We start from the raw sequence: 26,703 nt of genomic DNA on the forward strand, positions 1-26,703 counted from the left end.
GGGTTCACGTTAGTTCTCCTTGGATCGTTGTCGTAGGGCGGCTGTGGCTTGCCCTGCGGTTGTTGGGACGGGCGAACCCGTCCCACGTTCCTGCGTCAGGCGACTGTTTCGGCCTCCAGCGGATAAACACCGCTTTCGTCATGCACTTCCTTACCGTTGAGCGGCGGGTTGAAGACGCAGGCCAACTTCATTTCCTCGGTGCCGCCGCGCAGCAGGTGCTCGTCGTGCTTGTCGAGGATGTACAGAGTGCCGGGCTCGATCTTGTAGATCTTGCCGTCGGCAATGGTCTCGATCTCGCCGTTGCCGCTCATGCAGTACACCGACTCCAGATGGTTCTGGTAGTGGATGTGCGTCTCGGTGTTGGCGTAGATGGTGGTGATATGGAACGAGAAGCCCATGTTGTCGTCTTTGAGCAACATGCGGGTGCTGTCCCAGGTCTCGGTAGTGATCTTGCGGTTGGACTGCTCGCAGTCAGCCAGGGTGCGTACGATCATTTTCTCAATTCCTCACGAAGCGGCCTGGTTGGTGTCCTGCTCGGACATCACGGCGGCAAAGGCTTTGTCCAGAATGCTCATGGCCTTGTCGATCTGCTCTTCGCTGATAATCAGCGGGCAGAGACACTTGACCACTTCGCTGTGGGCGCCGCTGGTTTCGATGACCAGCCCATTTTCGAAGGCGTGGCGGCAGACAGCGGCGGCGGTGTCGCCGTCCGGGCAGCTGATGCCGATCATCATGCCGCGGCCTTTGACGAACAGCGAATCGGGACCATAACGGCGCACGATCTTGTGCATGCCATCGGCGATGCGCTTGCCCTTGGCCTGAACGCTCTTGGCGAATTCATCATCGCTCCAGAAGTGCTCGATGGCTGCAGCAGCGGTGACGAAGGCGTGGTTGTTGCCGCGGAAGGTGCCGTTGTGCTCGCCCGGTTTCCACTGGTCCAGCTCCTTGCGCAGCAGCACCATGGCGAACGGCAGGCCGAAGCCCGAAAGGGACTTGGACAGGGTAATCATATCCGGCTTGATGCCCATTTCCTCGAAGCTGAAGAAGCTGCCGGTCCGGCCGCAACCGGCCTGGATGTCATCGATGATCAGCAGCATCTCGTGCTTGCGGCAGAGTTTTTCCAGCTTGCGGATCCAATCGGCGGAGGCTGCGTTGAGGCCGCCTTCGCCCTGGACCACCTCGACGATGACCGCGGCGGGCTTGTCGATGCCGCTGGACGGGTCGGTCAGCAGCTTGTCCATCATCCCGATGGTGTTGACCTTGTCGCCGAAGTAGTTGGCATACGGCATGCGGCTGACGTCGGTCAGCGGAACGCCAGCGGCACCCCGGTGATGCTTGTTACCAGTCGCCGCCAGGGCACCGATGCTGCAGCCGTGGAAGCCGTTGGTGAAACTGATGACGTTGTTGCGGCCAGTCACCTTGCGCGCCAGCTTCAGCGCGGCCTCGACCGCATTGGTGCCGGTCGGGCCGGTGAACTGCATGACGTAGTCCATGTTGCGCGGCTTGAGGATCAGCCGGTCGAACGTCGACAGGAAGGTTTCCTTCGCGTCGGAATACATGTCCAGGCCATGGGTGATGCCGTCGGCGCCGATGTAATCGAGCAGCGCCTGCTTCAGCACGGGATGGTTATGGCCGTAGTTGAGCGTGCCGGCTCCGGCGAGGAAGTCGATGTAGTGCTTGCCTTCGCGGGTGATCAGCTCGGCGCCGCGAGCTTGCTTGAATACCACCGGGAAAGAGCGGCAGTAGCTGCGAACACCGGATTCGTGCAGTTCAAACGTTTGCATGGGGTTTCCTCTGATTCTTTTTCTGGAGTCGGTGGCGTCGAAAGGACCCGCTCGATAAAGCTCTTCATCCTCGTGCTGGCCAGCAAAGTGCTTGGCGCGGGAAAACAGCGTGCGGGTGCTGTATTCGGTCTCCAGCTGAGCGAAGGCTTTCTTGAACAGCGCCTGCGAGGCGCCGTTATCGGGCGAGATGGTCGTTTCGAGGTGACGGACGCCCTGTTCTCTGGCGACCCGAGTGACCAGGGCCATCAGCATGCGCAGAGCCAGACCCTGGCCGCGCATCGAAGCGTCTACCGCGACTTGCCAGACGAACAGCGTGTCCGGACGGGCAGGTGGGCGGTAACCGGATATGAAACCTACCAACTGGCCATTTGCATCTTCGGCCGCGATGGAGGTGTCAGCGAAGTCGGAACACTGCAGAAGGTTGCAGTAGACCGAATTGGTATCCAGAGGCTGGCAGCGCGCTACCAGATCATGGAGGGCAGAACCGTCGCCGTCGGTTGGGCGACGGAGCGTTACGGTAGGAATACTCAAAACAAGTCCTTTGGGGTTGTTGATTGAAATCCTTTATTAGAATAAACACATCAAAAACTTAATCTCAACCCGAGGCGGCGGTCATCGCCCTGAATTCACCGCTGATATCGCGGAAGTTTGCCGCTTATCGAGTGATTTGAACTTTCTGTTCCCGCCGCGAAATAAGCGCCGAATTCGGCTAGATATCGAGAGGAATCTCTTCCGTGAGTTGGGCTGACGAATCGATGGGTGTTTGCGCCGCTGCTCGCCTGCTTTTGGTGTGCTGCTGACGCGTGCGGCCAGTTTAGCTGAAGCCCATAGGGATAGAGGGCTGTGGCGGATTTTGGCGCGACTATCGGAGCCCCCGATTGCCGCCGGCGCAGGTTGTTGATGAAGTAACGGAAGTTCGGCCGCTGAATGCGCCAGATTTTGCGGTCGAACTACCGAGATCGGGCGAAGATATTGGCGGCTGATATCGGGCCCATGTTTCAGGAAGATTGGCGACTTCGTCGCACTCAGTGAAATTTTTATGGCGAGTTGATTCGGCGCCATACCGGCAAGTTGCCCTGGATAGTTGTGGGCGGCTGCTGCATTAGTTATTCCAAGATGCAGCAAGCCGCTCTGTCCCGCATGCTAGAACGGATCCGGGCCCGGTGTTCTGACGGTCGGTCAGGGCCTCAGCGCCACCAACGGCGGCCCTGGTGCTCGATAAGCTGATGCGCCTGATCCGGACCATCGGTTCCGGCCGGATAGGGTCTCGGTTTACGGTAATGGCTTTGCCAGCCCCGCAGGATCGGGTCGACCCAGTTCCAGGCGGCTTCCACTTCGTCGCGGCGCATGAAGAGGGTCGAGTCGCCTTCGATCACGTCCAGCAGCAACCGCTCGTAGGCCTCCCAACGGCGCGTGCTGCTGAACGCCTTGGCCAAGTTCAGGTCCAGCTCGACGGGCTCCAGTTGCATGCCCTTGCCCGGTGCCTTGGCCATCAGCTGCAGGCTGATGCTCTCTTCCGGCTGCAGGCTGATCACCAGGCGGTTGACCTCCCCCTTGGTGAAGAGCATGTGTGGCACCTGCTTGAAGGTGATGATGATCTCAGAGCGCTTGCGAGCCATGCGCTTGCCGGTGCGCAGGTAGAAGGGCACGCCAGCCCAGCGCCAGTTGTCGATCTCGGCCTTTACCGCGACGAAGGTTTCGGTATCACTGTCGTTATCGACATCGTTTTCGAAGTAGTAGGCCTGCACATCCTGGCCACCGATACGACCAGCCCCGTACTGGCCGCGCACCGTCTTGTCCTGCACGTCATTGCCGGCGATCGGTTTGAGCGCTTCGAGGATTTTCACCTTCTCTCCGCGTATCGATTTGGCATCGAAACGCACCGGCGCCTCCATAGCCACCAGACATAGCAGCTGCAGCAGATGATTCTGCAGCATATCGCGCATGGCGCCAGCGTGGTCGTAGTAGCTGCCGCGATTCTCGACGCCGAGGGTTTCGGCGACGGTGATCTGCACATGGTCGATATGACCGCTGCGCCAGATCGGCTCGAACAGGGCGTTGGCGAAGCGCAGCGCCATGAGGTTCTGTACGGTTTCCTTGCCCAGATAGTGGTCGATCCGGTAGATCCGCGACTCGGGAAACACTGCGCCGATGGCTTCGTTGATTTCCAGCGCGGAATCCAGGGAGTGGCCTATGGGCTTTTCCAGCACGATACGTGCGTTCTCCCCGGCAAGCCCTGCGCTTTCGAGGTTGGAGGCAATGGGCTCGAACAGGCTCGGCGCGGTTGCCAGGTAATGCACCCGCGCGCGTCCTTCGGGCTGACCGAGATGGTGCGCCAGCCCGACGAATTCGCCACGCTGGGAGGCATCCATTGCGAAGTAATCGAGCCGCAGACTGAACGCTTTCCAGATGTCCGCCTCGAAGTCGGAGCGCGCGATCTCCGCGCGGCAGTGGCGCTCGGCCAGGGTCAGGTAGGCGTTACGGTCGATATCCTGGCGGGCGATCGCGAGGATGCGCACGTCATCGTGCAGTCGGCGTTCACGGTGCAGGTGATAAAGCGCAGGGATGAGTTTGTGTAGCGCCAGATCGCCGGTACCGCCAAATACCAGCATGTCGCAGGAAATGGACACAGCGTCACTCCTAGAAGGTAGACAGACTCAATAGCTGGGCGATGCGGCAAGCCTTGTAGTATAACTACAAGCCCACTACACCCAGCCGGCAAGACGGATGCGAGCGCACCCGCAGTGTTCGACCACGCTTGCCAGGTATTGATCATAGCGAGTCCGGAACGTGAATCTGCTGCAACACATCGCTCAATCGAGAAGTTCGCTACGTAAGTCGGAGCTGAAGGTGGCCGACCATGTGCTCCTCGATCCAGCCGCCGTGATGCACAGTTCCATGGCCGACCTGGCCCACGTGGTGGGTGTCAGCGAGCCGACGATCGTGCGCTTCTGCCGGGCCATTGGTTGCCTGGGATTTCAGGACCTGAAACTGAAGCTGGCGCAGAGCCTCGCCGCCGGGGCCAGCTTCGGCCAGTTCGCCATCAGCGAGAACGATTCGGTTACCGACTTCGCACTGAAGATCTTCGACACCACCCTGCATACCCTGATGGAAGTGCGCGAGCGCCTCGACTCCGACGCGCTGGAGCGTGCGGTCGCGGCCATGGCCAAGGCGGAGCGGGTGGAGTTCTACGGCTTCGGCGCGTCCGGCGCAGTGGCCACCGACGCTCAGCACAAGTTCTTCCGCCTGCTGCTCAGTGCGGCGGCGTATTCCGATCCGCATATGCAGGCGATGTCGGCGGTCACGCTGAAACCCACCGACGTGGCGATCTGCATCTCCCAGTCGGGACGCTCAAAGGACTTGCTGATCACAGCCAACGTCGTGCGCGAAACCGGCGCCACGCTGATCACGCTCTGCCCGAGTCAGACGCCACTGGCGGAGCTCGCAACCATCAACCTGGCCATCGACGTCCAGGAAGACACTGAAATCTACACGCCGCTGACCTCGCGCATCGCCCATCTGGTGGTCATCGATGTACTGGCGATGGGCGTCGCTATGGCGCGCGGGCCGAGCCTGGTGAACCACCTCAAGAGCGTCAAGCGCAGTCTGCGCAGCCTGCGCCTGTCGCCCAAGTCGGTGAAGCCGCACGAAGACTGAGCCCGGTCGAAATGGCGCCGTGTCGAGCGTCATCGCACCGTCATCAGCCTGTCCTCATAGCGTCACCCATAGCTTCGATGCTGAGCCTCCCAGTACCCCTCTCGGGAGTTCAGCATGGCCCAGCACCGCGAAACCTATGTCAACCTCGATGCCCGTGCCCGCCGCAAGCAGCAGGATGAGCGTCGCATGTACTTTCGCCGCGCCATCGAAAGTTATGACGAGCAGCGCCAGCTGCATGCGCAATTGGTGGAGTTTCCCGATCTGATGATTGCCAGTCCGCTGTTACCGCCCTCGGCAGAGTGTCGCTAACGAGCGTCACACCGGCTGTCGACACGGGCCGCGCGGCTCATGCGGATTGCTCCAGCAACGCCATGAGATCGGCGTGCAGCGCGTCGGGTATGTCCACACCGTCGCGCAGGGTCCGCTCGCGGGCCTCGTAGCGCCGTTGTGAGGGCAACCGAGCGCCTTGCCCCTGAATGGACTCGAACATCGTCTCGGCACGCGCCAGATGCTCGTCGGCGGCGTCGCCCAGGATCCGCCTGGGGTCGATGACGATGATCAGCTCACCGCCATAAGGCGCAGATTTGGTGCCGGCATCGTAGGCCAGCGACTCCTGGCTGGTCATGTCGCCGATCAGCGGCCCTGCGAGCAGCTCGACCATCGCCGCCAAGGCTGAGCCTTTATGGCCGCCAAAGGTCAACATCGCGCCATTGAGCGCCTGTGCGGCGTCGGTGGTGGGTTTGCCATCGGCATCTATGCCCCAGCCCTCTGGAATTGGCTTGCCTGCTCGGCGATGCAGTTCGATTTCGCCGCGCGCGACGGCGCTGGTGGCGAAGTCGAAGATGAACGGGAGCTTCCCGGCACGCGGCCAACCGAAGGCGATCGGGTTGGTGCCAAACACCGGCTTGCTGCCGCCTGCGGGTGCGACCCAGGCATGGCTTGGCGTGCAGGCCAGCGCAACCAGGCCGGCGGCGGTCAGCAACTCCATTTCCGCCCAGAGCGCTGAGAAGTGCACGCAGTGATTGATCGCCATCAGTGCGATGCCTTGTTGCCGCGCCTTATCCACCAGCACCGGTAACCCGGCCTGGAACGGCACCTGAGCGAAGCCGCCCTTTGCATCCACCCGCACGATGGATGGGGCATGGTCGGTGACCTCGGGCACCGCGTCGGGATTGACCTTGCCGGCCTTCAGCGTGCCGATGCAGCCCAGCAGGCGGTAGATGCCGTGGGATTTACACTCGTCACGCTCCGCCGCGACCATGCTGTCGGCGATCGCCACGACATAGGGTTCGGCGAATCCGTGCTGGCGCAGGATGCGCTGCGCGAGATCGCGGACTTCGTCCAGTGTTAAGCGGGCCATGCGTTTCTCCTCTAACGAATCGGGGATGGCAGGTTCAGAACAGTTGCCGCGGCAGCCAGGTGGCGATGCTCGGCACGGCAAGAATGATCAGGAACAGCAGCAGCTGGATGGCGATGAAGGGCAGCACGCCCTTGTACATGTGGCCATAGGTCATGTCCGGCGGCGCGATCGAGCGCAGATAGAAGATTGAAGGCGCTAACGGCGGCGTCAGGTAAGCCGTCTGTACCACCACCATGAACATCACCGCGAACCAAATCGGATCGATGCCCGCCATCTTCACGAGAGGCATGAAGATCGGTACGAAGATCAGCACGATAGAGATCCAGTCCAGCACCATGCCGGCGATCAGCACGATGAACATCAGCGCCAGGATCAGCCAATACGGGCTCAGGTCCAATTCGCCCATGAAGTCGGCGAGCATCCAGCCACCGCCGCTGGCGGCGAAGATCGCGGTGAACATGGTGCCGCCGGTGACGATGAGCATGATCATGGCAGTGATGGTGATGGTTGAAACCAGCGCCTCGATCAGCCGCCGTACGGTCAGTTCGCGAAAGCACAGCGCCAGCAAGGCCGCACCGAACGCACCGACCGCCGCGGATTCGGTGGGTGAGGCGATCCCGGCGAGCATCGAGCCGAGCACGGCGAAGATCAGCAGGAACGGCGGAATCAGCGCCTTGAGCGTGATCGTCAGTTTTTCCATCAGCGGCGTGGCCTGCATCGCCGGCACGGCGGGTGCCAGCGCCGGGGTGATCCAGCAGCGCACGCCTATATAGAGAAGGAACAACAGCATCATCAGTACGCCGGGAATCAGGGTCGCGGCAAACAGCTGGCCGATGGATAGCTGCGCCATCGAGGCGTACACCACGACGATCACCGACGGCGGAATGATGGTGCCGAGCGAGCCGCCCGCGCAGATGGTGCCGGCGATCAGCGAGCGGTCGTAGTGGTATTTGCTCATCGCCGGAATGGCCATCATGCCGACGACGATTTCCACCGCGCCGACGATGCCCGAGCTGGCGGCGAAAATGCCGCACATGAGCATAGTCGACATCGCCAGCCCACCGGAAAAGCCTCCAAGCCACAGCTGCAGTGCTTCGTACAACCGCCGGGCCAGCCCGCTGCGCTCGAGGATCGCGCCCATCAGCACGAACAGTGGAATCGCCGAGAGGGAGAAATTGGTCGAGGCCTGCAGCAGCGAACCGAACATTTGCTGGAAGATGTTCTCGCCGAACAGCAGCAGGCCGAACAGCGCCGAAACCGTGATCAGCGAAAAGGAAACCGGAATGCCGAGAAAGATGAAGACGAACAGCAGCGCGAACATCAGCAGCGGTATGTAATCCATCATTCCGGCAATCCCCCGCTGGGCTGCTTCTGGTCGGTGAGGTAGCGGTACGCCTCGACCACGACTTGCAGGGTCAGCGCCGCCAGGCCGATGGCCAGGGCGCTGTAGAACGGCCAGATCAGCGGCGCCCAGGGACTGACGTGCTCCACTTCGGCGGTGACGAAGGCGTGCCAGGTGCGCTTGCCGGCGGTCCAGGTCAGCGCGCCAAGAATCGGTGCGAACAAGAACAGGTAGAAGCCGCCGTTGATCCAGCGTTGAATGGCCGGTTTGAGTCGCGAGGCAAGAAAGTCGATGCGCACGTGAGCGTCGATCTTCAAGGCATAGGCGCAGCCGAGGATGAACATCGCGCCATTGAGCATGTAAGAGATGTCGAAGGCCCAAAGCGTCGGTGCGTTCAGCACGTAACGCGAAAACACTTCCAGCATCATCGCCAGGACCAGCAAGACGGCCATCGCCGCTGCCACCCAGAGCAGGGCGTTGGCTGGCCAGTCGAAATAGTTGCGCTTCATCGAACCTCCAGGCCGGCCGCACTGAGGCGGCCGGAGGCGTTACTCAGTGGCGGTACAGGTAGGACGAGTTATTGGACCAGCGCTGCATGTAGTCCTGGTAATCCTTGAGGATCGCCTTCGCGTCGGTTTCGCCTGACTTGCGTGCTTCGATCTGCGAGCTGACCAGTTGATTGCCGCGCTTGGCCAGCTCCTCGATGGCCGCCGGGTCCAGCCGGAGGATTTCAATACCTGCGTCCTTGTAGGTCTGCATGGCTTTCATATCGGCATCGAGGAAATGGAAGTAGCTCTGCATGGTCGTCAGTTTGGCCGCCGCTTCGAGCTTGTCCTGGACGTCCTTGTCCAGCGCTTCCCAGCTCTCGTTGGTCATGAAAAATTCCCAGACGAACGATGGCTGGTGCACGCCGGGCGTGAGGATGTAAGGCGCGACTTCATGGAAGCCCTCGGTGAGGTTGGCGCCGGGTGTTGCCCATTCCACAGCATCCACTCCCTTGCGCTGGAGCAAGGTGTAGATCTCGCCCGGCGGCACCACCGTCGGCGATGCGCCGACCTGCTTGACCACCTCCGCCCAGGCGCCCGCCGTGCGGTATTTGACGCCCTTGAAGTCCTCCAGCTTCTCAATCTTCTTGTTCGCATGAGCCAGGATCTCGGTGCTGCCGACCCCTACCACCATCGAGTGCAGGCCCATCTCCTTCTCGCGATATTCCTGCAGGTATTTCAGGCCGTTGCCCTCGTAAAGCCAGGACAGTGTTTCCTCGCCAGACATGCCGCCGGGATAACTGGCGAAGACATTGTTGAGCGGGTCCTGATTGACCAGATAGGTGGAGGTGGAATGCCCGGCTTTGAGCACCCCGTTCTGCACCGATTCGAACACCTGAAGCGCCGGAACGATCACGCCTGCGCCGACGGGACGAATCTTCACTTCACCGTCGGTGAGCAGGTCGGCGTTCTTGGCGAAGCGGACCAGGAAGTTCTCGAAGAAGAAGCTGCCTTCAGGAACCGAGGTCGGCACCGTGTAGGTCTCGGCGGCGTGTGTGCCGGTGCAGGCGAGCGTCAGGCCGAGCGCGGCGATCAGGTGGGCTTTTTTCAGTTGCATGGCGAAACCTCTCGAGTCAGACGGCCCCGCCGCAGAGGCGGCGCAGGCAGGTTGCGGCAGTTGCGAGAAAGGTCACAGGCCCACGTCGGGCAGTGTCGGGCGGTTGGCCATGGCCTTGGCCATGATCTTCTCTACGTATTGGCGATCAGCGTCCGGCAGGGCCAGGCGTGGCGGGCGGGTCAGGGCGCTGCCGCGACCGGCGATGGCTTCACACAGTTTGATGCACTGCACCAGGTCGGCGCGGGCGTCCAGGTGGAGGATCGGCATCAGCCACTCGTATATCGGCATGGCTTCGGCGAAGCGACCGGCCTTGGCCAGGCGGAAGATGGTTTCGCCTTCCTTGGGGAACACGTTGGACATGCCCGACACCCAGCCCTCGGCCCCCACCGCGATGCTTTCCAGCACCACGTCGTCGAGGCCGGCAAAGAGCACGAAGCGGTCGCCCACTTCGTTGCGCACGTCGATGAAGCGGCGGGTGTCGCCGGAGGAATCCTTGAAGCAGACCACGTTGTCGCAATCGGACAGCGAGATGAGGATGTCGGGGGTGACGTCGTTTTTGTAGATCGGCGGGTTGTTGTAGACCATCAGCGGCACGTCGGCATTCTTCGCCACGTAGCGATAGTGCTCGGCGGTCTCGAACGGCTTGGAGCCGTAGACCAGGGCCGGCATCAGCATCACGCCGTCGACGCCGACCTTTTTAACTGCGTTCGCTACCTTCGCCGCCTGCACACTGGTGAACTCGGCTACGCCGCAGATCACCGGCACACGGCCCTTGGAGGCGTCCACCGCGACCTCGGTGACCGCGATTTTCTCTTCGGTAGTCAGCGAGGTGTTCTCCCCGACCGAGCCGCATACGACCAGCCCCGACACGCCGTCGCGAATCACATTGGAAATGACCTTGTGGGTTTCTTCCAGGTTGATGGAAAAATCGTTATTGAATTGGGTAGTAACGGCAGGAAACACGCCGCTCCAGTTGACTCGTTTGTTCATGAGATGCCTCCGCTAGAGTATTTCGTATACGTTTCGTTTGGGCTGTCCTCGTCCGGTTTGGTCCTGAGTTCAGCATGAGTCCGGCCGTGGCTTGGCCGTGTTGCGAGTTACCGCCGGCTTGTGGCTGGCGGCGGTTGAATCAGATCTCTAGTTCCACGGGCCAGGTATCCGACAGGCGATAGCCTTCCGGCCAAGGGTCGCTGGGGTCCAGCAGGTGCTGATGGGTGCCGGTGATCCAGGCTCGGCCGGACAGGCACGGCACGATCGCGGGACGCCCGGCGAGGTCGGTCAAGCTGTCGATGCGGCAGTGGAATTCAGAGCCGATGATCGAGCGGCCGATGAAGCGCTCGCCCACCCCCAATTGGCCCTTGGCATGCAGCACCGCCATGCGTGCCGAGCAACCGGTGCCGCAGGGGGAACGGTCGATCTTGCCGGGGCGGATCACCACTGCGTTGGCCGCTGTGAGCACGCCCTCGATGCGCTCGAGCGGTGCGGCAATTTGGCAGAAGGAGATATGTGCCCAGTCTGGATTGGTCGGGTGGGCAAACCCCAATTGCTGATTGGCCGCCTGGGTGACCTTCAACCCGGTCGCGACCAGGTCGGCAGCTTCATCGGTGCGCAAGGAAAAGCCCAGACGCTTAGCATCAACGATGACGAAGCTGTCGCCGCCATAGGCCGTGTCGACCTGCAGCGAGCCCAGCCCTTCCACCTCGATCCAGGCATCGAGCTTGGCGGCGAAGGACGGTACGTTCTTCACCTCGACCCGCTCGGCTTTGCCGTTGCGGCACTGTGCGATCACCTCGATCAGCCCCCCTGGCGCCTCGAGTGTGAGCCGTGTTTCCGGCTCGGTCATCGGCAGGATGCCGCTGTCCAGCAGCACGGTGGCCACGCACAGCGAATTGGAGCCCGACATGGGCGGCGTGTCGGCCGGCTCCATGATGATCCAGCCCATCTGCGCGCGTGGGTCCTTGGCGGGCACCAGCAGATTGACGTGACGAAACACGCCGCCGCGCGGCTCGTTCAGCACGAAGTTGCGTAGGGTCTCGTCGCGGGCGATCCAGCGCGATTGCTCCCACAATGTGTCACCCGGTGGAGGCGCAACCCCACCGACAATGACATCGCCGACCTCGCCCTCGGCGTGGCAGCTGACGACATGAATGACTTTGCTCGATCGCATGGCTCGCCTCTAGATCACGGATTTCAGGAAAGCCGCGGTTTCCGGCTTCTGCGGGTTGCTGATGACCTGATCGGGCGGGCCGATCTCGTGCACCAGGCCGTCGCGGAAGAATGCGACCCGATCGGATACCTCGCGGGCAAAGCCCATTTCATGGGTCACCAGCACCATGGTCATGCCGTCTTCGGCCAGCAGGCGCATGGTGTCGAGCACCTCGCCGACCAGCTGTGGGTCGAGCGCCGAAGTGGCTTCGTCGAACAGCATGTAATCCGGTGACATGGCGAGTGCCCGAGCAATGGCCATGCGTTGCTGCTGGCCGCCGGACAGCTTGCCGGGGAATACCTTCAGCTTGTCCGCCAGGCCGACATGGGTCAGTTGCTTCACCGCCAGCTCTTCGGCCTCCGCACGGCTTTTGCCCAGCACCTTTCTCGGCGCCAGCATCACGTTTTCCAGCACCGTCAGATGCGGAAAGGCATTCCATTGCTGGAAGACGATGCCAATCTTCTGCCGCAGCTTGTTGATGTCGGTGCCCTTGGCGTGGACTTCGGTGCCATCGACGCGGATCGAGCCGCTCTGAATATGTTCCAGCCCGTTGATGCACATCAGCAGCGTCGACTTGCCGGAACCCGAGCCACCAATGATCGACACCACCTCGCCCTTGTTGACGGTCAGGTCGACGCCCTTGATCACTTCCAGCTCACCAAAGGATTTGTGCACCTTGTCGATCTCGATCATTGCTGCCACCTTTTTTCCAGCCGGGCGCCCAGGCGGGCCACCACCAGGCTCATGACGTAGTAGATGAGCCCTGCGATGCACAGCACCAGCAGTGGCTCCTGAATACGAGTGACGATGGTCTGCGAGGCGCGCAGCAGTTCGATGATGCCGATCCACATCACCAGCGCGGTGTCCTTCATCACCGACAAGACCAGATTGACCCAGCCGGGAAAGGCCACCCGCGTCGCGACCGGCAAGACGATGTAGCGCAGGTCCTGCCAGTAGCTCAGGCCCAGCGAGCGGCTGGCCAGACGCAAGCTGCCCGGCACCGCCAGAACGCCACCGCGCACCACCTCGGTGAAGAAGGCCGCGGCGTAGACGCCCAGCACCACGCAGCCGACGGTGAAGGCGCTCCAGTCCAGCCCGACGATGCTTTTCAGGGCGTTGAACAGGACGAACTGGATCAGCAATGGCACGCTGCGAAAGATGTCCAGGAACCAGGCCAGCGGCAGACTCGCCCGGGGAAACAGCGCGCGAATCACGCCGAAGACGATGCCGGCGAAAGTGCCCAGCAACATGGCCCAAAAGGTCAGCATCAGCGTGACGCCAGCGCCCTTGAGCATGAACAGCAGATCGGTCGAGGTCAGGCTAGTGGAAAACATGCTCGGGTCCTCAGTAGCGGAACAGTCGCCAGGCCATCAGCCGGGCTACCGCTACGATCAGCTTGGCGATCAGGTAATAGATCGCTGCCGCCAGGGCGAAGTATTCGAAGGTGCGGAAGGTCTTGACGTTGTAGTCCTGGGTCACGCCGGTGAGGTCGTTGTTCAGGCCGACGATCACGCCCAAAGACGTCATCAATACCGCCCAGACCATCTGGTTGGAGAGTGGGTGGAAGACGATGCGCAGCAGTTGCGGGATCACGATCAGCCGGTAGGCCTGGAAGGCGCTCATGCCCAGCGAGCGTGCGGCACGCATCTGCGTATCCGGCACAGCCTTTAAACCCCCGCGGAAGTTTTCCGCCAGGTAGCCGGCATTGTTGAACGTGATGCCCGCTAGTAGCGCCGCCCACGAGCTGATATGCCAGCCGAAGGCACCGAGGCCGAAATACAGGGCATAGATCTGGAACAGCGAAGGTGTGTTGCGCGCCACCGACACCCAGGCGCTGCCAACGCCGTTGAGCAGCGGATTGCGGGTCTCGCGCATGGCGGTCAGCACCAGCGCGATGAGCACGCCGAAAATCATCGACAGGGCGGCGGTCTCGAATGTAACCACCGCGCCGGCGAGCATATCCGGCAGCGCACGGAAGGCGGGACGCCAATGGAAGGTGTAATCGAACATCGCTCAATGCGCTCCTTCGGTGTCGGCAGCCGCCAGCCAGCGCGGTAGACGGCCACTGGCGTGACCGCTGCAGGCGGTTTCGACGCATTCTGCAAGGCTGCCGAAGCGCACCTGTCGGCCAACCAGGCCGGGCGCGTAATGCGCGTATTTACCGGAGTTGGTCATCAGGGTGCGTGCGGTCAGGGGTACGACCGGCTCCTCGATCATGCACCAGCAGGTGTCGGTGACGATCTGCACGCCGAAGTGCTCGATTGTCCGTAGATGACCGGCTTCGCTGGCCTGCCGCTGAATCTCGCGGCCGCAGGTAAGCAGCATGGAAACATCGGCGTGCTTCACCTTGCCTTTGCAGAGCTGCGCGAGGCGGGCGAATTCGCTCAGCGAGAAATGCGGATTGCCCAGGCTGATCAGCTCGACGTCTGCGGATTCACCGCTATCCAGCTCGCGCCAACTATTGAGCAAGTCGCCGCGTTCTACCTGCAGGATGCGCCCCGGCCTCTGATCACCCAGAGCGGCCTCAACCGAAGGCGCCTCCGGTGTAACGCCAACGATATGAAACATCGGTGCTGCGGAGGTGGTGGCGAAGGCGGCGCCGAAGGCTTTTAGGTCGTCAAGTGTCGGATCGCTCTGTTCGAGCCCGCAGATCACCGGAATCTCGCTGCCGCAGAGCAGACCGACGTGATAGCCGAGCAGCGGGTAGAAGGCGTCATCTAGGTTTTGTAGCGACGGCAGGTCGATACGCAACGTGGCGTGGCGCTGCTCGGCCAAGTGGCAGCCCGTCAGTGGCGCGCGACCGGTCAGGGCAATGCAGATGTCCAGGAAATCGGGATATTTCAACGTCCGCGCACCCAGCACGCTATTGGCATACACCACGGCGTTGGATTCTGCCCAGACGATCTGTTCGCCGGCTCGCGGGGCGCTGTCGAGCAGATAGGGCGCACAGGTGAAACTGGCGCTGGCGCCCATCTCGACATAGGCGTCGGCCAATTGGCTGGCCGGCTCGCCGAACGCGGCGGCGACACCCATCTGCCGCCAGCGGCGCTGGTCTACCGAGATCGAGTTGAGCGTGGTCGGCACCTTTACCCGCCCACCCCAGTCGGCCAGCTGGCGAGCGAACCTGAGGCTGGCCGGCCCGGTGTAGATGCAGCCGTCGATATGCGCCTGGGTAATGTCCACCAGTTCCCGCGCGCCCTGGAGTTCAGCCATGCGCAACAGGATTTGCATGGCCGCCTGGGTGGCCTTGCCCTGTTCGCCGGCGAGCATGGCCTGGTCCTGTTGATTCAGGTCTATTTGTGTAGGGAGATAGCCGTTTGCGCTGGCGCCGTCCGAGGCCAGCCAACCATCGTCTGGCAGCTCGGCGAAGCCTTGCACCAGGCCGTTTTCAATTCGTATATAGCGGGCGTCGCGCAGCGCCGCGAAGGCTTGCTGATCGAGGCTGATGACCGGCAGCGAGTGGCCAAACAACAGCTGCGCCACCAGCACGCCGAGGGTGAGAATCTCCTCGGTTTCGGCAAAGACCAGCGCGGCGGGTGCGTGACCGTTTAGGATCAGCTCCAGCAGGACGCTGCTGCCCGTGCAGGAGCCGCGTCCGCTGGGGATTGCCAATACCTTGCCGGCGATGACTTGGCCGCTGAGCGGGTGGTGACAGTCGATCACTTCCCCACTGAACGGGTCGACCCCGCCCCAGAAGCTCAGGCCTGTGTCCGCATGCAGACAGGCTGCCTGAGCGCTGCCCGGAACCAGGCTGCGCCCCGTGAAGCCGAGCGCAGTCTGCTGCGGGGTAAACACGTGGTCGCGACGAAGCATCGTTACCGCCGATCAGTAATAGACGCCAGGAACGGTCAGATCGACCGGCTTGCCGCCGACCCACTTCTCGTACAGCTCGGCGTAGCGACCGGAGCGCACCTGCTGGTTGACGAAGAGGTTGAGATAATTCATCAGGCCGTACTCGCTGCGCTTGGCGGCCAGGGACACGTAGTCGATGACGTAGGGGGCGTCGCCAGCGATCTTCAAGCCCTTGTACTTGCCTGATTTGATGGTGGAGGCGGCGACCGTATTGGTGACAACCGTGGCGTCCACATGGCCCTGGGCGACCGCGAGGATGGTGTCGTTCTGCGACTGGTAGGCGCGGAAGCTCCCGTCGCCCCAACCCTTTACGTCCTTTTCCAGCGCGATGGCTTCGAAGGTGCCGCTGGTGTTACCGACCGGGCGACCCTTGAGATCGTCGTACTTGTCGATGCCGGTGTCTTCTCGCGTCAGTACCACCATGTTGAAGGCGAAGTAGGGGATGCTCATGCCCACCGTCTTGGCGCGCTCGAGGGTGTCGGAGGTGGAGGCGACGATCACGTCCGCACGGCCGGAGACGAGCGCGGGGATTCGGTCCGGGAAAGGCGTTTCGACCACCTCCGGTTCGACGCCCAGCACCTTGGCCAGGTCGCTGCAATAGTCGACATCGAAGCCTGCCGGCTTGTTGCCTTCATCGCGAAAGCCCATGGGCGGGAAGTCGAGGGTAACGGCACAGCGCAGCTTGCCCGAGCCAATGATGTCGTCGAGCTTGTCGGCCTGTGCAATGGAAGTCATGGAGGCAGCAAGCAGAGCGCTAACGGCCACAGCTATGGATTTCTTCATACATTCCTCGTCGATGCGGTTGATCGTCCAGTTGATTCAAGCAGCTGTTTCGAGATTTCGTATACGTTATCCGCACAGCAATAGCCGTGCCGGTCGGCTAAAGCGCGACGAGCGAAATGATTGGGGGCGAGCCAGATTGCCGCAGGACGCGGGCTAGAGCAGGCGCTGTGAGCGCAACCAGCCAAAGATGCCGGAACGACCGTTCGTCGGATTGCACTGAGAGCAAGGCATCCGGCCCATGGTTGCTACAAATGGGAGCACCGCGTTACCAGGTTGCCCGATGATTGGGTGGCAGCGCGTTTCGATAGGCGCGGGGTGACAGCCCGGTCAGCGCACGGAATTGCCGGCTGAAGGCGCTGTGATCGGCATAGCCGCAGCGCAACGCGATTTCGGTGATGGGCAGCGCTCCGTCGAGCAGCTGGGTTGCGGTGTCCAGTCGGGCCTTGTGAATCATCTGCCGAGGGGTAAGACGGAAGACGCGCTTGCACAGCCGCTCCAACTGAGCGGCTGATAGGCCCGCTATCGCAGTGAGCTCGGATAGCCTGATAGGGCGGGAATGATTCGCGCGGATATAGGCGTCCACCGCAGCGAGCTTGAGGTAAGCCGGGTTGTCGGCCTCCGGTGCCCGCAAGTCGATGGAAACCCCAGCCATGCCAATGATCCTGTTCTCCGGGTCGCGCAGGGCCAATTTGTGCGTCATGCACCAGCCAGGCTGGCGGCCTGGATACAGGTGCAATTCAAGCTGATCCTGCAGGCGCAACCCCTGGCTGAGGACGCGATGGTCCTGGTCGGTGTACTGCGCGCCGAAGCCGGTTGGAAATACCTGCGCGGCCGTCAGACCAATCAGTGCATCGGGATCGCCACGGCCACAACGCTCGGCCAGGGTCCGGTTGGCCAGGCTGTAACGGGCGCTCGTGTCCTTGATAAAGAACACCACCTCCGGCAGCGCATCGAGCAACGGCGCGATCAGTTTCAGGCTGGCGAGCAGCGTAGGTAAATTCTTGGGCGGATCGGTCGGCAGCAGGGAGAGCATCGGGGGCGCTACGAACGGGAAAGCCCGAGGATACGGCCGACGATCAGCGAATGGTAGGCAGTGTCTAGGGTGAGGTCAGGGTTTCGTGTCGCTCGGTCTAAGCTCGTCATCAGGCAAGGCAATCAGCGTGCCGATGCGTGCCGGGCTGATCGGCTGGCGCGGTTTGGGTGGTTGCCAGCCGAATAGGACGTCGCTCGCCGCGCCGCAAATTCGGCCCTGACAGGCGCCCATGCCGCAACGGCTCTCAAGCTTGGCCTCGACCCAGCTGCTGTGACTGGCCATGGCTGAGTAGGGCACGTCTTCGCAGCGGCATACCAGGGTTTCGGGGGCCGCCAGGGCTTTCAATTGCTCGTTCAGGCGGAAGGTTCCCGCCAGCAGATCGGCGAACCCCTGCCAGCGCTGGCGCTCGGCGAATCTCGCTTTGGCCCGCTCGAGATCACCGATGACGGCATGACCGGCGATGCTGCCTTCGACCCTTGCCAGTTCGCTGCCGCCGAAGCCGGTGCATTCGCCCGCTGCAAAGTGATCCGGCAGGCTTGTTGTCTGGTAGGCATCGATTTGGATGGCTCGCCCGTTTAGCCCACAGCCCAATACTTGCCCGAGTTCAGTGTTGGGAATCAGACCGAAACCGCAGGCCAGGCGATCGCAGGCGATTTCCGAAACCTTGCCGTTGTGAATCAAGCGCACGGCTTCCAGGTGATCGGTGCCCAGCGCCGCTAGCACATGAGTGCCGCTGCGATAACAGCGATCGCTCAGTTGTACGGCCTGCAACGCTTTGCCTGGCCAGCGTGACAGGCGAGCGGCAAAACCAGCGAGGGCAGCAAGCTGAGCCTGTTCGGCAATGCGCAGCAGGTGGGCGCCGGCGCCCTTGGCCGTAGCCGCACACGCCAGCAGCAGCGGGCCGCTACCGGCAATCACCAGGCGTTGGTCGACCACAGGCATGCCGCTCTTGATCAGCGCCTGCAGCCCGCCAGCGCCGGTCACACCGGGTAGCGTCCAGCCGGGAAACGGCAGCAGCAGCTCGCGCGCACCGGTGCACAGAACCAGCTTGTCGTAACCAACCAGATGCCCCTGCGCTGCGTCTTCCAGCAGCAGTTGCTTGCCGCCGGGTGCGGCGATCACCCGTACGCCGCTATGCAATTCGATATTCGCCGTTTCCGCCAGCGCCTGCCGTTGCTGGCGGGCGATGGCCGGTAGCTCGACCTGTGGGCCGTCACGCCAGATCTGTCCACCGGCCGCCGGGTTGTCATCGAGGATGGCGATGCTTGCGCCGCTGGGTGCGGCGGCGAGCGCGGCAGCCATTCCGGCAGGTCCGGCGCCGACGATGAGAATGTCGTAATGCGGTTTCATGGGCGCGTTTCCACGGACATGCCGGTGACGCAGATTGTCTGGCAGGCCAGTCGCCGCTGACCGTCGATGGTGACCCGGCACTCCTGGCAGATGCCCATGCCGCATAGCGGCGCGCGCCGCTCGCCGGTTACCGAGGTGCGGCTGCTGCCGTTGCCGCCGAGATAGAGCGCTGCGGCTACCGTCGTGCCGGGCGCGACCTCCAGCACATGCCCGTCGAGCGTGATCTCAATCATGACCGAGGTTTCCCATGGCATAGGCGGCCGTGGACGACCCGCTTGGTGAGGCGAGGAAGCGCGCTGGGCTGTAGGGTTCGATAGCCAGCGCCGACTGTCGTCCCAGCAGCTGAGCGACCAGCAGTTCCGCCGTACCGGTCGCGGTCGTTACGCCCAATCCCTCGTGACCGACCGCCAACCACAGGCCTGGCTGCTGCGGATGCTCGCCCACCAGCGGCAGGCCATCCGGACTCGCCGCGCGAAAACCGGTCCAGCTGCGAATGGCGTTCAATCGAGCCAGCCCCGGCATGTAGTCGACGGCGCGCTTGAGCATCCGCGCCAGCATCCAGCTGTCGATCGCTGGATCGCTGGTGTTGAACTGGCGCGAGGAACCGATGAACAGCTGCCCGGTCGGCCGCGGCTGGATGTTGCAGGCCACCGAAGGGCCTTCGCTGTTGTGGGCGCTAGTGACATAGCCCAGTTCCACCAGCGTATGGCTGATCTTGCCGGGGTAACGGTCGGTGATCATCAGATGGCCTTTCTTCGGCTGGATCGGCAGTTCCGGGCAGAGTTCGGTGGCATGAATCCCGTTGGCCAGCACCACAGCCTGTGCGCGCAGGACACTGCCGTCGCTCAGCTCGACCTGTTGGCTCTGTATGCGCGTTACCTGTGCCTGCCGCTGAACGACATGCTTGCCTCCTTGGGTGATTAGCCAGCGTGCCGCATTGGGCGCATAGAGGATGCCATCGCCACTGACTTTGAGGGCTCCATGCAGGCCGCTGCGCAGTTCCGGCTCTGCTGCTTTCAGCGCGGCGCTGCCGAGCAATTCGCAACGCATGCCCTGTTCGGACAAGGTGTTCAGCTTGTGTTCCGCCACGGCCATCTCGTCGTCGCTGGCGGCGAGCCAGAGGGTGCCGTTGTTGCGATAGCCGCAGCTTTCGTCCATCAGCCGGCCCAGCTCCCGCCAGCGCCGGATCGAATAGTCGCTCAGTGCCAGCTCGGCCGGGTTGTCGTCCAACGCGACCAGATGGCCCATGCCGGCAGCCGTGGCGCCACCGCGCTGGGCGTCGAGGAGCAGCACGTCGACGCCGTTAGCCGCCAATTGATGGGCGCAAGCCGCGCCGATGATGCCGGCACCAACGATGATGACGTCCGCATTCACGACCGAATGCCCCAGGCGAAGGGATCGTCCTCCTCGATCAGCAAGGTGGCTTCGGCACTCAGGTGCGCGCGACCGCGGATAGTGGGCACGATGCGGTCGCCGTCCAGCTCGTAGCTGGCGGTAAATTCGCTACCGATGACGCTGGCCTGACGCCAGGTCTCGCCGGGTTGCAACTTGCCGTCCGCCGCCAGGCAGGCGAGTTTGGCGCTGGTGCCGGTGCCGCAGGGCGAACGGTCATAGGCCTTGCCGGGACAGAGGACGAAGTTGCGGCTGTCGGCTTGCAGCGAAGCTGCTGCGTTTGATGAAGCGCCGTTTCCAGCTCCGGCTTCGCTCGCAGCGCTTTGCGGCTGTTCAGGCTCGGCAAACAGCTCGATATGGTCGACTTCGCCGCCGTCTTCGCCGCGTATGCCCTGGGCTTCTAGCGCCTGACGCACCGCCCAGGTATGGGCCGTGAGCGCTTCGAGGTTATCGCCTGCGATGCGCTGCCCATGCTCGGCCACGAGGAAGAACCAGTTGCCGCCCCAGGCGATGTCACCGGTCACGGTGCCGTGGCCTGGCACTTCGACGCTCACATCCTTGCGGTAGCGATAGGCTGGCACGTTGCGCACGCTGACCGAACGGTCTTCGTGCAGAGTTGCCTGCACGGTGCCGACCGGCGTTTCGATGCGGTGAACCCCCGGCTGGATGCGTCCCAGATGCGCCAGCGAAACCACCAGCCCGATGGTGCCGTGGCCGCACATGCCGAGATAGCCGCTGTTATTGAAGAAGATCACGCCGGCACAGGCTGTTGGGTCTACCGGCTCGCAGAGCAGCGCGCCAACCAGCACATCATTGCCGCGCGGTTCCAGCATGGTTGCGGCGCGCCAGTCATCGAAACGCTCGGCAAGCAATCGGCGGCGTTCGGCCATGCTGCCGGTTCCGAGTTGCGGGAATCCAGCGATGACCAACCGGGTCGGTTCGCCACCGGTGTGGCTGTCGAGAACTTGGATGCGCTTCATGGCCGCCCTGCCTGTACGGGAATGTGCAACAAGCATCCAACAGCTGCTTGCTTACGGCTTGAGTGTTTTCGTCGGTGTAGATGACGAAATCGGCATAGTCCAGGCGGATGGCTCGATGCCTGTCCAGCGGTGGCCATGGGGCAGGTGTTCGAACAGCGCCCGGCAGACGCCGATGATGTGGCGTTCGATCAGTTCGGCACACAGGTCCACATCGCCGTTGCGACAGGCACGCAGGATTTCACGGTGCTCCAGATCGGCGCCGTGCTTGCCCTCGTGAATGCTCATCTGGACTCGCAGGTAGCGCTCGACCTTGTCGTGAATCGAGCGAATCATTTGCATCATGAACGGCCGCTCCGCCGGTCCGTAGAGGCAGGCATGGAAAGCCCAATTCAGCTCGGCCCAACGTGCCGCATTGTCCTCATGGACGAATTCGGCACAAATGGATTCGGCCTGGGCAAAGGTGTCCTCGGTCATGTTGGGCACGGCGAGGCGGATGATCTGGGTTTCCAGCAACACCCGCACTTCGAATATCTGCGCCAGTTCCGGCTCGGTCAGCACCGTTACCACAGCGCCTTTGTTGCGCTGGAATGACACCAGTCCTTCGGCTTCCAGGCGCTTCAGCGCTTCGCGTACCGGAATCTTGCTGACGTTGAACAGTCGCGCCACGTCATCCTGGCGCACCGGTTCGCCCTCGGCGAACTGGCCGCTGATGATCGCCTCGCGCAGGTGCTTGGCGATGACCTCGGAAGCCGAGGGAACGATGCCCAGGTTCGGGGCGTTGAAGGATTTGAGGGGCACAGTCGCAAGCTCGACGGAAGTGAATGCGTTTGAGGATATCGTATACGCCGGCTCGCTTCATTTTTTCCGACGAAGCAGATGCCGCCTCGTGCGGGTGCAGCGCGCCGTCATCCTTTCTCGGCTCCGCTGAAGCGCCGCGCCAGAGCGTTGATGCGTTGCCGTTCGGTACGGGCGAAGGCGAAGAAGGTTTGCGCCACCGGCGAGAGGTATTTGCCGCGTGGATGCACCAGGCACCAGCTGCGCATCAGCGGTAATTCCTCGACCGGGAGCTCGCACAGTGCACCGCTTTCCAGCTCGCGGAGCACGGCGTGCCGAGGCAGCAGCGCCAGCCCCAGGCCGGCCAGTACGCCTTCACGTTGGGCTTCGAGCGAACCCAGCTCCATGATTTGCGGAAAATGCGCGCGCTTCTGATCGCAATATTGCTCGGCGGCGCGCCGGGTGCCGGAGCCCTGCTCGCGGATCAGCAGCGGCCATGCGGTCAGGTCCTGCAGGTTGAGGTGCGGCCTCTGGCAGAGCGGATGACCCGGCGGTGCGACGGCGATGATGGCGTTGTCGAGGAAGGGCAGAAATTCCAGATCCATATCTGCCGGCACCTGAGAGATCAGTAGCAGGTCGTCGCGGTTGGCACTCAGACGATGGATCGCCTGGGCATGATTGATCACCACCAGCTGCAGACTTACTTCCGGGTGAAGTTCACGAAACGATGCGAACAGGTGTGGCACGAAATATTTGGCACTCGATTCGACGGCCAGCTTCAGCTGACCCTGCAGCGAGCCCTGCAATGTGGACAACTGCATGTCGAGGCTTTCCAGCCTGCCGAAGATATCCTCGCTGGTGCGTTTGAGGGCTTCGGCCGCCTCGGTGAGGTAGAGCTTCTTGCCTGTGTACTCGAACAGTGGCTGCCCGAGCAGCTCTTCCAGCTGCCGGATCTGCAGGCTGACTGCGGGCTGCGTCAGCGCCATCTCCTCTGCGGCCCGGCTGTAGGAATGGTTATCGCAGACCGCCCGAAATACGCGGAGCTGGCGCAGCGTCATGCGCATCAAGGACTTTCTCATGAGTACTCCAGTCGGAAGGATTAGCCGTTGAATCTGGCGTGGTCAGGCGTTATCTATAAGCCATAGCTTATGCGCAACCAAACAATTATTCATTTTCGGTAATTGCTGCCTAGGGCGTAGGGTAAAACGCATCGCCAAGCGGCGAATCCACCGGTCCGAACTGGACTGCCTGCTCACTGATCCGAGGGACGAAGCGTGATCAAGAAGCTGCTGATCGCCAACCGCGGTGAAATTGCCGTCCGCATCGTGCGGGCTTGCGCCGAAATGGGCGTTCGCTCGGTGGCGGTGTTCGCCGAGCCTGATCGTCACGCGCTGCACGTCAAGCGTGCCGACGAGGCCCATTTCATCGGCGAAGACCCGCTGGCCGGCTACCTCAACCCGCGCAAGCTGGTGAACCTGGCCGTGGAAACCGGCTGCGATGCCTTGCATCCCGGTTACGGCTTTCTGTCTGAAAATGCCGAGCTGGCCGAGATTTGCGCCGAGCGCGGCATCCGCTTTGTCGGCCCCAGCGCCGAAGTGATACGCCGCATGGGCGACAAGACCGAGGCGCGGCGCAGCATGATCAAGGCCGGCGTGCCGGTCACGCCGGGCACCGAAGGCAATGTGGTGGATGTGAGCGAGGCGCTGAGCGAGGCCGAGCGCATCGGCTATCCGGTGATGCTCAAGGCGACATCCGGTGGTGGAGGTCGCGGCATCCGCCGCTGCAACTCACGTGAAGAACTGGAACAGGCCTATCCCCGGGTGATTTCCGAGGCGACCAAGGCCTTCGGTTCGGCTGATGTATTCCTCGAAAAATGTATCGTCGAGCCCAAGCACATCGAGGCGCAGATCCTTGCCGACTCCTTCGGCAATACCGTGCACCTGTTCGAGCGTGACTGCTCGATTCAGCGGCGCAACCAAAAGCTCATCGAGATCGCGCCAAGCCCACAGCTTACCCCGGAGCAGCGCGCCTACATCGGCGACCTGGCGGTGCGCGCGGCCAAGGCAGTGGGTTACGAGAACGCCGGCACCGTGGAGTTCCTGCTCGCCGATGGCGAGGTGTACTTCATGGAAATGAACACCCGGGTGCAAGTGGAGCACACCATCACCGAGGAAATCACCGGCATCGACATCGTTCGCGAACAGATCCGCATTGCCTCCGGCCTACCGCTTTCGGTCAAGCAGGAAGACATCCAGTATCGCGGCTTCGCCCTGCAGTTCCGCATCAACGCGGAGGAGCCGCGCAACAACTTCTTGCCCTGCTTCGGCAAGATCACCCGTTACTACGCCCCCGGCGGGCCGGGCGTGCGCACCGACACGGCGATCTACACCGGCTACACCATTCCGCCTTACTACGATTCGATGTGCCTGAAGCTGATCGTCTGGGCGCTGACCTGGGAAGAAGCGCTGGCCCGAGGCTCGCGTGCGCTGGATGACATGCGTGTGCAGGGCGTGAAGACCACTGCCAGCTACTACCAGAAGATTCTCGAAAATCCGGATTTCCGCAGCGGACAGTTCAATACCAGCTTCGTCGACAGCCATCCGGAACTGCTGAACTACTCGATCAAACGCAAGCCGGGCGAACTGGCCCTGGCCATCGCCGCCGCCATCGCCGCCCACGCAGGCCTGTGAGGAACGAACCATGACTGCTCAGAAAAAAATCACCGTTACCGACACCATCCTGCGTGACGCTCACCAGTCGCTGCTGGCCACCCGCATGCGCACCGAGGACATGCTGCCAATCTGTGACAAGCTCGACCGGGTCGGCTACTGGTCGCTCGAAGTCTGGGGCGGTGCTACGTTCGACGCCTGCGTACGCTTTCTCAAGGAAGATCCCTGGGAACGCCTGCGCCAGCTCAAGGCTGCGTTGCCCAACACCCGCCTGCAGATGCTGCTGCGCGGGCAGAACCTGCTGGGTTACCGCCACTACGCCGACGACGTGGTCGAGGCGTTCTGTGCCAAGGCAGCCGACAATGGCATTGATGTGTTCCGCATATTCGATGCGATGAATGACGTGCGGAACCTTGAAACCGCCATCAAGGCGGTGAAAAAGACCGGCAAGCACGCCCAAGGCACCATCGCCTACACCACCAGCCCGGTGCACACCGTTGAGCTGTTCGTCGAGCAGGGCAGGGCGATGCGGGACATGGGCGTCGATTCCATCGCCATCAAGGACATGGCTGGCCTGCTGACCCCGTTCGCCACCGGCGATCTGGTGCGTGCACTGAAAGCCGAGATCGATCTGCCGGTGTTCATCCACTCGCACGACACCGCGGGCGTCGCCAGCATGTGCCAGCTCAAGGCCATCGAAAACGGCGCCGATCACATAGATACCGCGATTTCGTCCATGGCCTGGGGCACCAGCCACCCGGGCACCGAATCGATGGTCGCCGCCCTGCGCGGCACGCCCTATGACACCGGCCTCGATCTGGAACTGATTCAGGAGATCGGCCTGTACTTCTACGCGGTGCGTAAGAAGTACCACCAGTTCGAAAGCGAATTCACCGGCGTCGACACCCGCGTTCAGGTCAACCAGGTGCCCGGCGGGATGATTTCCAACCTGGCCAACCAGCTCAAGGAACAGGGTGCGCTCAACCGCATGGATGAGGTGCTAGCCGAGATTCCGCGCGTTCGCAAAGACCTGGGCTACCCGCCGCTGGTCACGCCGACCTCGCAGATTGTCGGCACCCAGGCGTTCTTCAACGTGCTGGCCGGCGAGCGTTACAAGACCATCACCAATGAAGTGAAGCTCTACCTCCAGGGTCGCTACGGCAAGGCGCCGGGCATCATCGATGCCAAGCTTCAGCGCCAGGCTATCGGCGGCGAGGAGATCATCGAGGTGCGTCCGGCCGACCTGATCAAGCCGGAGCTGGACAAGCTGCGCCAGGAGATCGGCGCCCTGGCCCGCAGTGAAGAAGACGTGCTGACCTACGCCATGTTCCCGGATATCGGCCGCAAGTTCCTCGAAGAGCGCGAGGCTGGCACGCTGCAACCCGAGGTGCTGCTGGCAATCCCGGATGGTACTGCGACGACCGCCGCAAGCGGCGAGGGTGTGCCCACCGAATTCGTTATCGATGTGCACGGCGAGACCTATCGCGTCGATATCACCGGTGTGGGCGTCAAGGGCGAAGGTAAGCGGCATTTCTTCCTGTCCATTGATGGCATGCCGGAGGAGGTGGTATTCGAGCCGCTGAATAACTTCGTCAGTGGCGGCGGCAGTGGCAAGCGCAAGCAGGCCAGCGGCCCAGGCGATGTCAGCACCAGCATGCCGGGCAACGTGGTCGATGTGCTGGTCAAGGAAGGCGATACGGTCAGAGCCGGACAGCCGGTGCTGATCAGTGAAGCAATGAAGATGGAAACCGAAATCCAGGCGCCCATTGCCGGCACCGTGAAGGCGGTGCACGTGGCTAAAGGTGACCGGGTGACCCCTGGCGATCTGCTGATAGAGATCGAAGCCTGACCGTTGTCCCTGGGGAGCCGAAAGGCTCCCTTTTTTTGTCTGTTTAACCTGTGATGACGGATCCGGAGGT

Annotated in this window: 24 protein-coding genes and 2 pseudogenes; 4 read left to right on the top strand and 22 right to left on the bottom strand. The window is 62.4% G+C overall.

Features of this window, described 5'->3' with window-relative positions; translation table 11 throughout:
• Positions 1-95 precede the first annotated feature (95 nt).
• The 4 genes and pseudogenes from H3028_RS06410 to zwf form a co-directional block, all read right to left on the bottom strand.
• Complete coding sequence (locus tag H3028_RS06410) at positions 96-494, bottom strand: ectoine synthase (RefSeq protein WP_181296226.1); 399 nt, start codon at positions 492-494, stop codon at positions 96-98.
• A gap of 12 nt (positions 495-506) precedes the next feature.
• Positions 507-1,784 (bottom strand): diaminobutyrate--2-oxoglutarate transaminase, encoded by a 1,278-nt coding sequence (gene ectB, locus H3028_RS06415; RefSeq protein WP_219919970.1) that lies wholly within the window; start codon positions 1,782-1,784, stop codon positions 507-509.
• 99 nt (positions 1,785-1,883) lie between these two features.
• Positions 1,884-2,315, bottom strand: a pseudogene (gene ectA / locus H3028_RS21060) (diaminobutyrate acetyltransferase); the annotation flags it as partial.
• Between the two features lie 656 nt (positions 2,316-2,971).
• Positions 2,972-4,396: a glucose-6-phosphate dehydrogenase gene (zwf, locus tag H3028_RS06420; protein WP_219919972.1), complete on the bottom strand. Its 1,425-nt coding sequence runs from the start codon at positions 4,394-4,396 to the stop codon at positions 2,972-2,974.
• Positions 4,397-4,574: 178 nt separating this feature from the next.
• Between zwf and hexR the strand changes: the two genes are divergently transcribed.
• Positions 4,575-5,441 (top strand): transcriptional regulator HexR, encoded by an 867-nt coding sequence (hexR, locus tag H3028_RS06425; protein ID WP_181296228.1) that lies wholly within the window; start codon positions 4,575-4,577, stop codon positions 5,439-5,441.
• A 114-nt stretch (positions 5,442-5,555) separates the two neighbouring features.
• Complete coding sequence (locus H3028_RS06430) at positions 5,556-5,750, top strand: PA3496 family putative envelope integrity protein (RefSeq protein WP_168422491.1); 195 nt, start codon at positions 5,556-5,558, stop codon at positions 5,748-5,750.
• Positions 5,751-5,787: 37 nt separating this feature from the next.
• Here H3028_RS06430 and H3028_RS06435 read toward each other — a convergent pair whose 3' ends face one another.
• The 18 genes and pseudogenes from H3028_RS06435 to H3028_RS06520 form a co-directional block, all read right to left on the bottom strand.
• Positions 5,788-6,801, bottom strand: a complete 1,014-nt coding sequence (locus tag H3028_RS06435) for an Ldh family oxidoreductase (protein ID WP_181296229.1) — start codon at positions 6,799-6,801, stop codon at positions 5,788-5,790.
• A 34-nt stretch (positions 6,802-6,835) separates the two neighbouring features.
• On the bottom strand, positions 6,836-8,146 hold the full coding sequence (locus H3028_RS06440; protein WP_181296230.1) for a TRAP transporter large permease subunit: 1,311 nt from the start codon (positions 8,144-8,146) through the stop codon (positions 6,836-6,838).
• Positions 8,143-8,652 (bottom strand): TRAP transporter small permease subunit, encoded by a 510-nt coding sequence (locus H3028_RS06445; RefSeq protein ID WP_219919955.1) that lies wholly within the window; start codon positions 8,650-8,652, stop codon positions 8,143-8,145. The genes H3028_RS06440 and H3028_RS06445 overlap by 4 nt, the downstream gene beginning before the upstream one ends.
• 43 nt (positions 8,653-8,695) lie before the next feature.
• Positions 8,696-9,745 carry a TRAP transporter substrate-binding protein DctP gene (gene dctP, locus H3028_RS06450; protein WP_181296231.1) on the bottom strand — a complete coding sequence of 350 codons (1,050 nt, stop codon included), beginning with the start codon at positions 9,743-9,745 and terminating at the stop codon, positions 8,696-8,698.
• Between the two features lie 72 nt (positions 9,746-9,817).
• Positions 9,818-10,735: a dihydrodipicolinate synthase family protein gene (locus tag H3028_RS06455; RefSeq protein ID WP_168422487.1), complete on the bottom strand. Its 918-nt coding sequence runs from the start codon at positions 10,733-10,735 to the stop codon at positions 9,818-9,820.
• Positions 10,736-10,874: 139 nt separating this feature from the next.
• A complete protein-coding gene (locus H3028_RS06460; protein WP_181296232.1) occupies positions 10,875-11,912 on the bottom strand; it encodes a proline racemase family protein in 1,038 nt (345 codons plus the stop codon).
• 9 nt (positions 11,913-11,921) lie between these two features.
• Positions 11,922-12,644 carry an amino acid ABC transporter ATP-binding protein gene (locus H3028_RS06465; RefSeq protein WP_181296233.1) on the bottom strand — a complete coding sequence of 241 codons (723 nt, stop codon included), beginning with the start codon at positions 12,642-12,644 and terminating at the stop codon, positions 11,922-11,924.
• Positions 12,641-13,285, bottom strand: a complete 645-nt coding sequence (locus H3028_RS06470; RefSeq protein ID WP_168422484.1) for an amino acid ABC transporter permease — start codon at positions 13,283-13,285, stop codon at positions 12,641-12,643. The genes H3028_RS06465 and H3028_RS06470 overlap by 4 nt, the downstream gene beginning before the upstream one ends.
• 10 nt (positions 13,286-13,295) lie before the next feature.
• Entirely contained in the window at positions 13,296-13,961 is a 666-nt protein-coding gene (locus tag H3028_RS06475) for an amino acid ABC transporter permease (RefSeq protein WP_168422483.1), read from the bottom strand.
• Positions 13,962-13,964: 3 nt separating this feature from the next.
• Entirely contained in the window at positions 13,965-15,764 is a 1,800-nt protein-coding gene (locus H3028_RS06480; RefSeq protein WP_181296234.1) for an aconitase X, read from the bottom strand.
• Positions 15,765-15,776: 12 nt separating this feature from the next.
• Positions 15,777-16,586 (bottom strand): transporter substrate-binding domain-containing protein, encoded by an 810-nt coding sequence (locus tag H3028_RS06485; RefSeq protein WP_181296235.1) that lies wholly within the window; start codon positions 16,584-16,586, stop codon positions 15,777-15,779.
• A gap of 265 nt (positions 16,587-16,851) precedes the next feature.
• Positions 16,852-17,619, bottom strand: a complete 768-nt coding sequence (locus tag H3028_RS06490; protein ID WP_181296236.1) for an AraC family transcriptional regulator — start codon at positions 17,617-17,619, stop codon at positions 16,852-16,854.
• Positions 17,620-17,694: 75 nt separating this feature from the next.
• A complete protein-coding gene (locus tag H3028_RS06495) occupies positions 17,695-18,969 on the bottom strand; it encodes an FAD/NAD(P)-binding oxidoreductase (RefSeq protein WP_181296237.1) in 1,275 nt (424 codons plus the stop codon).
• The gene (locus H3028_RS06500; protein ID WP_181296238.1) at positions 18,966-19,202 is read right to left on the bottom strand and encodes a (2Fe-2S)-binding protein; all 237 of its coding nucleotides are present in this window, start codon (positions 19,200-19,202) and stop codon (positions 18,966-18,968) included. Before H3028_RS06500 ends, H3028_RS06495 begins: the two co-directional genes overlap by 4 nt.
• On the bottom strand, positions 19,195-20,343 hold the full coding sequence (locus H3028_RS06505; protein ID WP_181296239.1) for an FAD-dependent oxidoreductase: 1,149 nt from the start codon (positions 20,341-20,343) through the stop codon (positions 19,195-19,197). Before H3028_RS06505 ends, H3028_RS06500 begins: the two co-directional genes overlap by 8 nt.
• The gene (locus H3028_RS06510) at positions 20,340-21,341 is read right to left on the bottom strand and encodes a proline racemase family protein (RefSeq protein ID WP_181296240.1); all 1,002 of its coding nucleotides are present in this window, start codon (positions 21,339-21,341) and stop codon (positions 20,340-20,342) included. The genes H3028_RS06505 and H3028_RS06510 overlap by 4 nt, the downstream gene beginning before the upstream one ends.
• Before the next feature lie 135 nt (positions 21,342-21,476).
• A pseudogene (locus tag H3028_RS06515) lies at positions 21,477-22,139 on the bottom strand (GntR family transcriptional regulator); the annotation flags it as partial.
• 107 nt (positions 22,140-22,246) lie between these two features.
• Positions 22,247-23,194, bottom strand: a complete 948-nt coding sequence (locus H3028_RS06520) for a LysR family transcriptional regulator (protein WP_181296242.1) — start codon at positions 23,192-23,194, stop codon at positions 22,247-22,249.
• 195 nt (positions 23,195-23,389) lie between these two features.
• Between H3028_RS06520 and H3028_RS06525 the strand changes: the two genes are divergently transcribed.
• Together H3028_RS06525 and oadA are read left to right on the top strand one after the other, a co-directional pair.
• Positions 23,390-24,805, top strand: a complete 1,416-nt coding sequence (locus H3028_RS06525) for an acetyl-CoA carboxylase biotin carboxylase subunit (protein WP_181296243.1) — start codon at positions 23,390-23,392, stop codon at positions 24,803-24,805.
• A gap of 10 nt (positions 24,806-24,815) precedes the next feature.
• Positions 24,816-26,633, top strand: coding sequence for a sodium-extruding oxaloacetate decarboxylase subunit alpha (gene oadA / locus H3028_RS06530; protein WP_181296244.1), 1,818 nt, complete (start codon positions 24,816-24,818; stop codon positions 26,631-26,633).
• Positions 26,634-26,703 lie beyond the last annotated feature (70 nt).

Origin of the sequence: Pseudomonas sp. Q2-TVG4-2, assembly GCF_013620795.1 — a bacterium.
In the GTDB taxonomy this organism is placed as follows: domain Bacteria; phylum Pseudomonadota; class Gammaproteobacteria; order Pseudomonadales; family Pseudomonadaceae; genus Stutzerimonas.

Coding starts and splice junctions, on each gene's coding strand:
- H3028_RS06410 (WP_181296226.1), bottom strand. CDS start 494: ATGATCGTACGCACCCTGGCTGACTGCGAGCAGTCCAACCGCAAGATC.
- ectB (WP_219919970.1), bottom strand. CDS start 1,784: ATGCAAACGTTTGAACTGCACGAATCCGGTGTTCGCAGCTACTGCCGC.
- zwf (WP_219919972.1), bottom strand. CDS start 4,396: ATGCTGGTATTTGGCGGTACCGGCGATCTGGCGCTACACAAACTCATC.
- H3028_RS06430 (WP_168422491.1), top strand. CDS start 5,556: ATGGCCCAGCACCGCGAAACCTATGTCAACCTCGATGCCCGTGCCCGC.
- H3028_RS06435 (WP_181296229.1), bottom strand. CDS start 6,801: ATGGCCCGCTTAACACTGGACGAAGTCCGCGATCTCGCGCAGCGCATC.
- H3028_RS06440 (WP_181296230.1), bottom strand. CDS start 8,146: ATGATGGATTACATACCGCTGCTGATGTTCGCGCTGCTGTTCGTCTTC.
- H3028_RS06445 (WP_219919955.1), bottom strand. CDS start 8,652: ATGAAGCGCAACTATTTCGACTGGCCAGCCAACGCCCTGCTCTGGGTG.
- dctP (WP_181296231.1), bottom strand. CDS start 9,745: ATGCAACTGAAAAAAGCCCACCTGATCGCCGCGCTCGGCCTGACGCTC.
- H3028_RS06455 (WP_168422487.1), bottom strand. CDS start 10,735: ATGAACAAACGAGTCAACTGGAGCGGCGTGTTTCCTGCCGTTACTACC.
- H3028_RS06460 (WP_181296232.1), bottom strand. CDS start 11,912: ATGCGATCGAGCAAAGTCATTCATGTCGTCAGCTGCCACGCCGAGGGC.
- H3028_RS06465 (WP_181296233.1), bottom strand. CDS start 12,644: ATGATCGAGATCGACAAGGTGCACAAATCCTTTGGTGAGCTGGAAGTG.
- H3028_RS06470 (WP_168422484.1), bottom strand. CDS start 13,285: ATGTTTTCCACTAGCCTGACCTCGACCGATCTGCTGTTCATGCTCAAG.
- H3028_RS06475 (WP_168422483.1), bottom strand. CDS start 13,961: ATGTTCGATTACACCTTCCATTGGCGTCCCGCCTTCCGTGCGCTGCCG.
- H3028_RS06480 (WP_181296234.1), bottom strand. CDS start 15,764: ATGCTTCGTCGCGACCACGTGTTTACCCCGCAGCAGACTGCGCTCGGC.
- H3028_RS06485 (WP_181296235.1), bottom strand. CDS start 16,586: ATGAAGAAATCCATAGCTGTGGCCGTTAGCGCTCTGCTTGCTGCCTCC.
- H3028_RS06490 (WP_181296236.1), bottom strand. CDS start 17,619: ATGCTCTCCCTGCTGCCGACCGATCCGCCCAAGAATTTACCTACGCTG.
- H3028_RS06495 (WP_181296237.1), bottom strand. CDS start 18,969: ATGAAACCGCATTACGACATTCTCATCGTCGGCGCCGGACCTGCCGGA.
- H3028_RS06500 (WP_181296238.1), bottom strand. CDS start 19,202: ATGATTGAGATCACGCTCGACGGGCATGTGCTGGAGGTCGCGCCCGGC.
- H3028_RS06510 (WP_181296240.1), bottom strand. CDS start 21,341: ATGAAGCGCATCCAAGTTCTCGACAGCCACACCGGTGGCGAACCGACC.
- H3028_RS06520 (WP_181296242.1), bottom strand. CDS start 23,194: ATGAGAAAGTCCTTGATGCGCATGACGCTGCGCCAGCTCCGCGTATTT.
- oadA (WP_181296244.1), top strand. CDS start 24,816: ATGACTGCTCAGAAAAAAATCACCGTTACCGACACCATCCTGCGTGAC.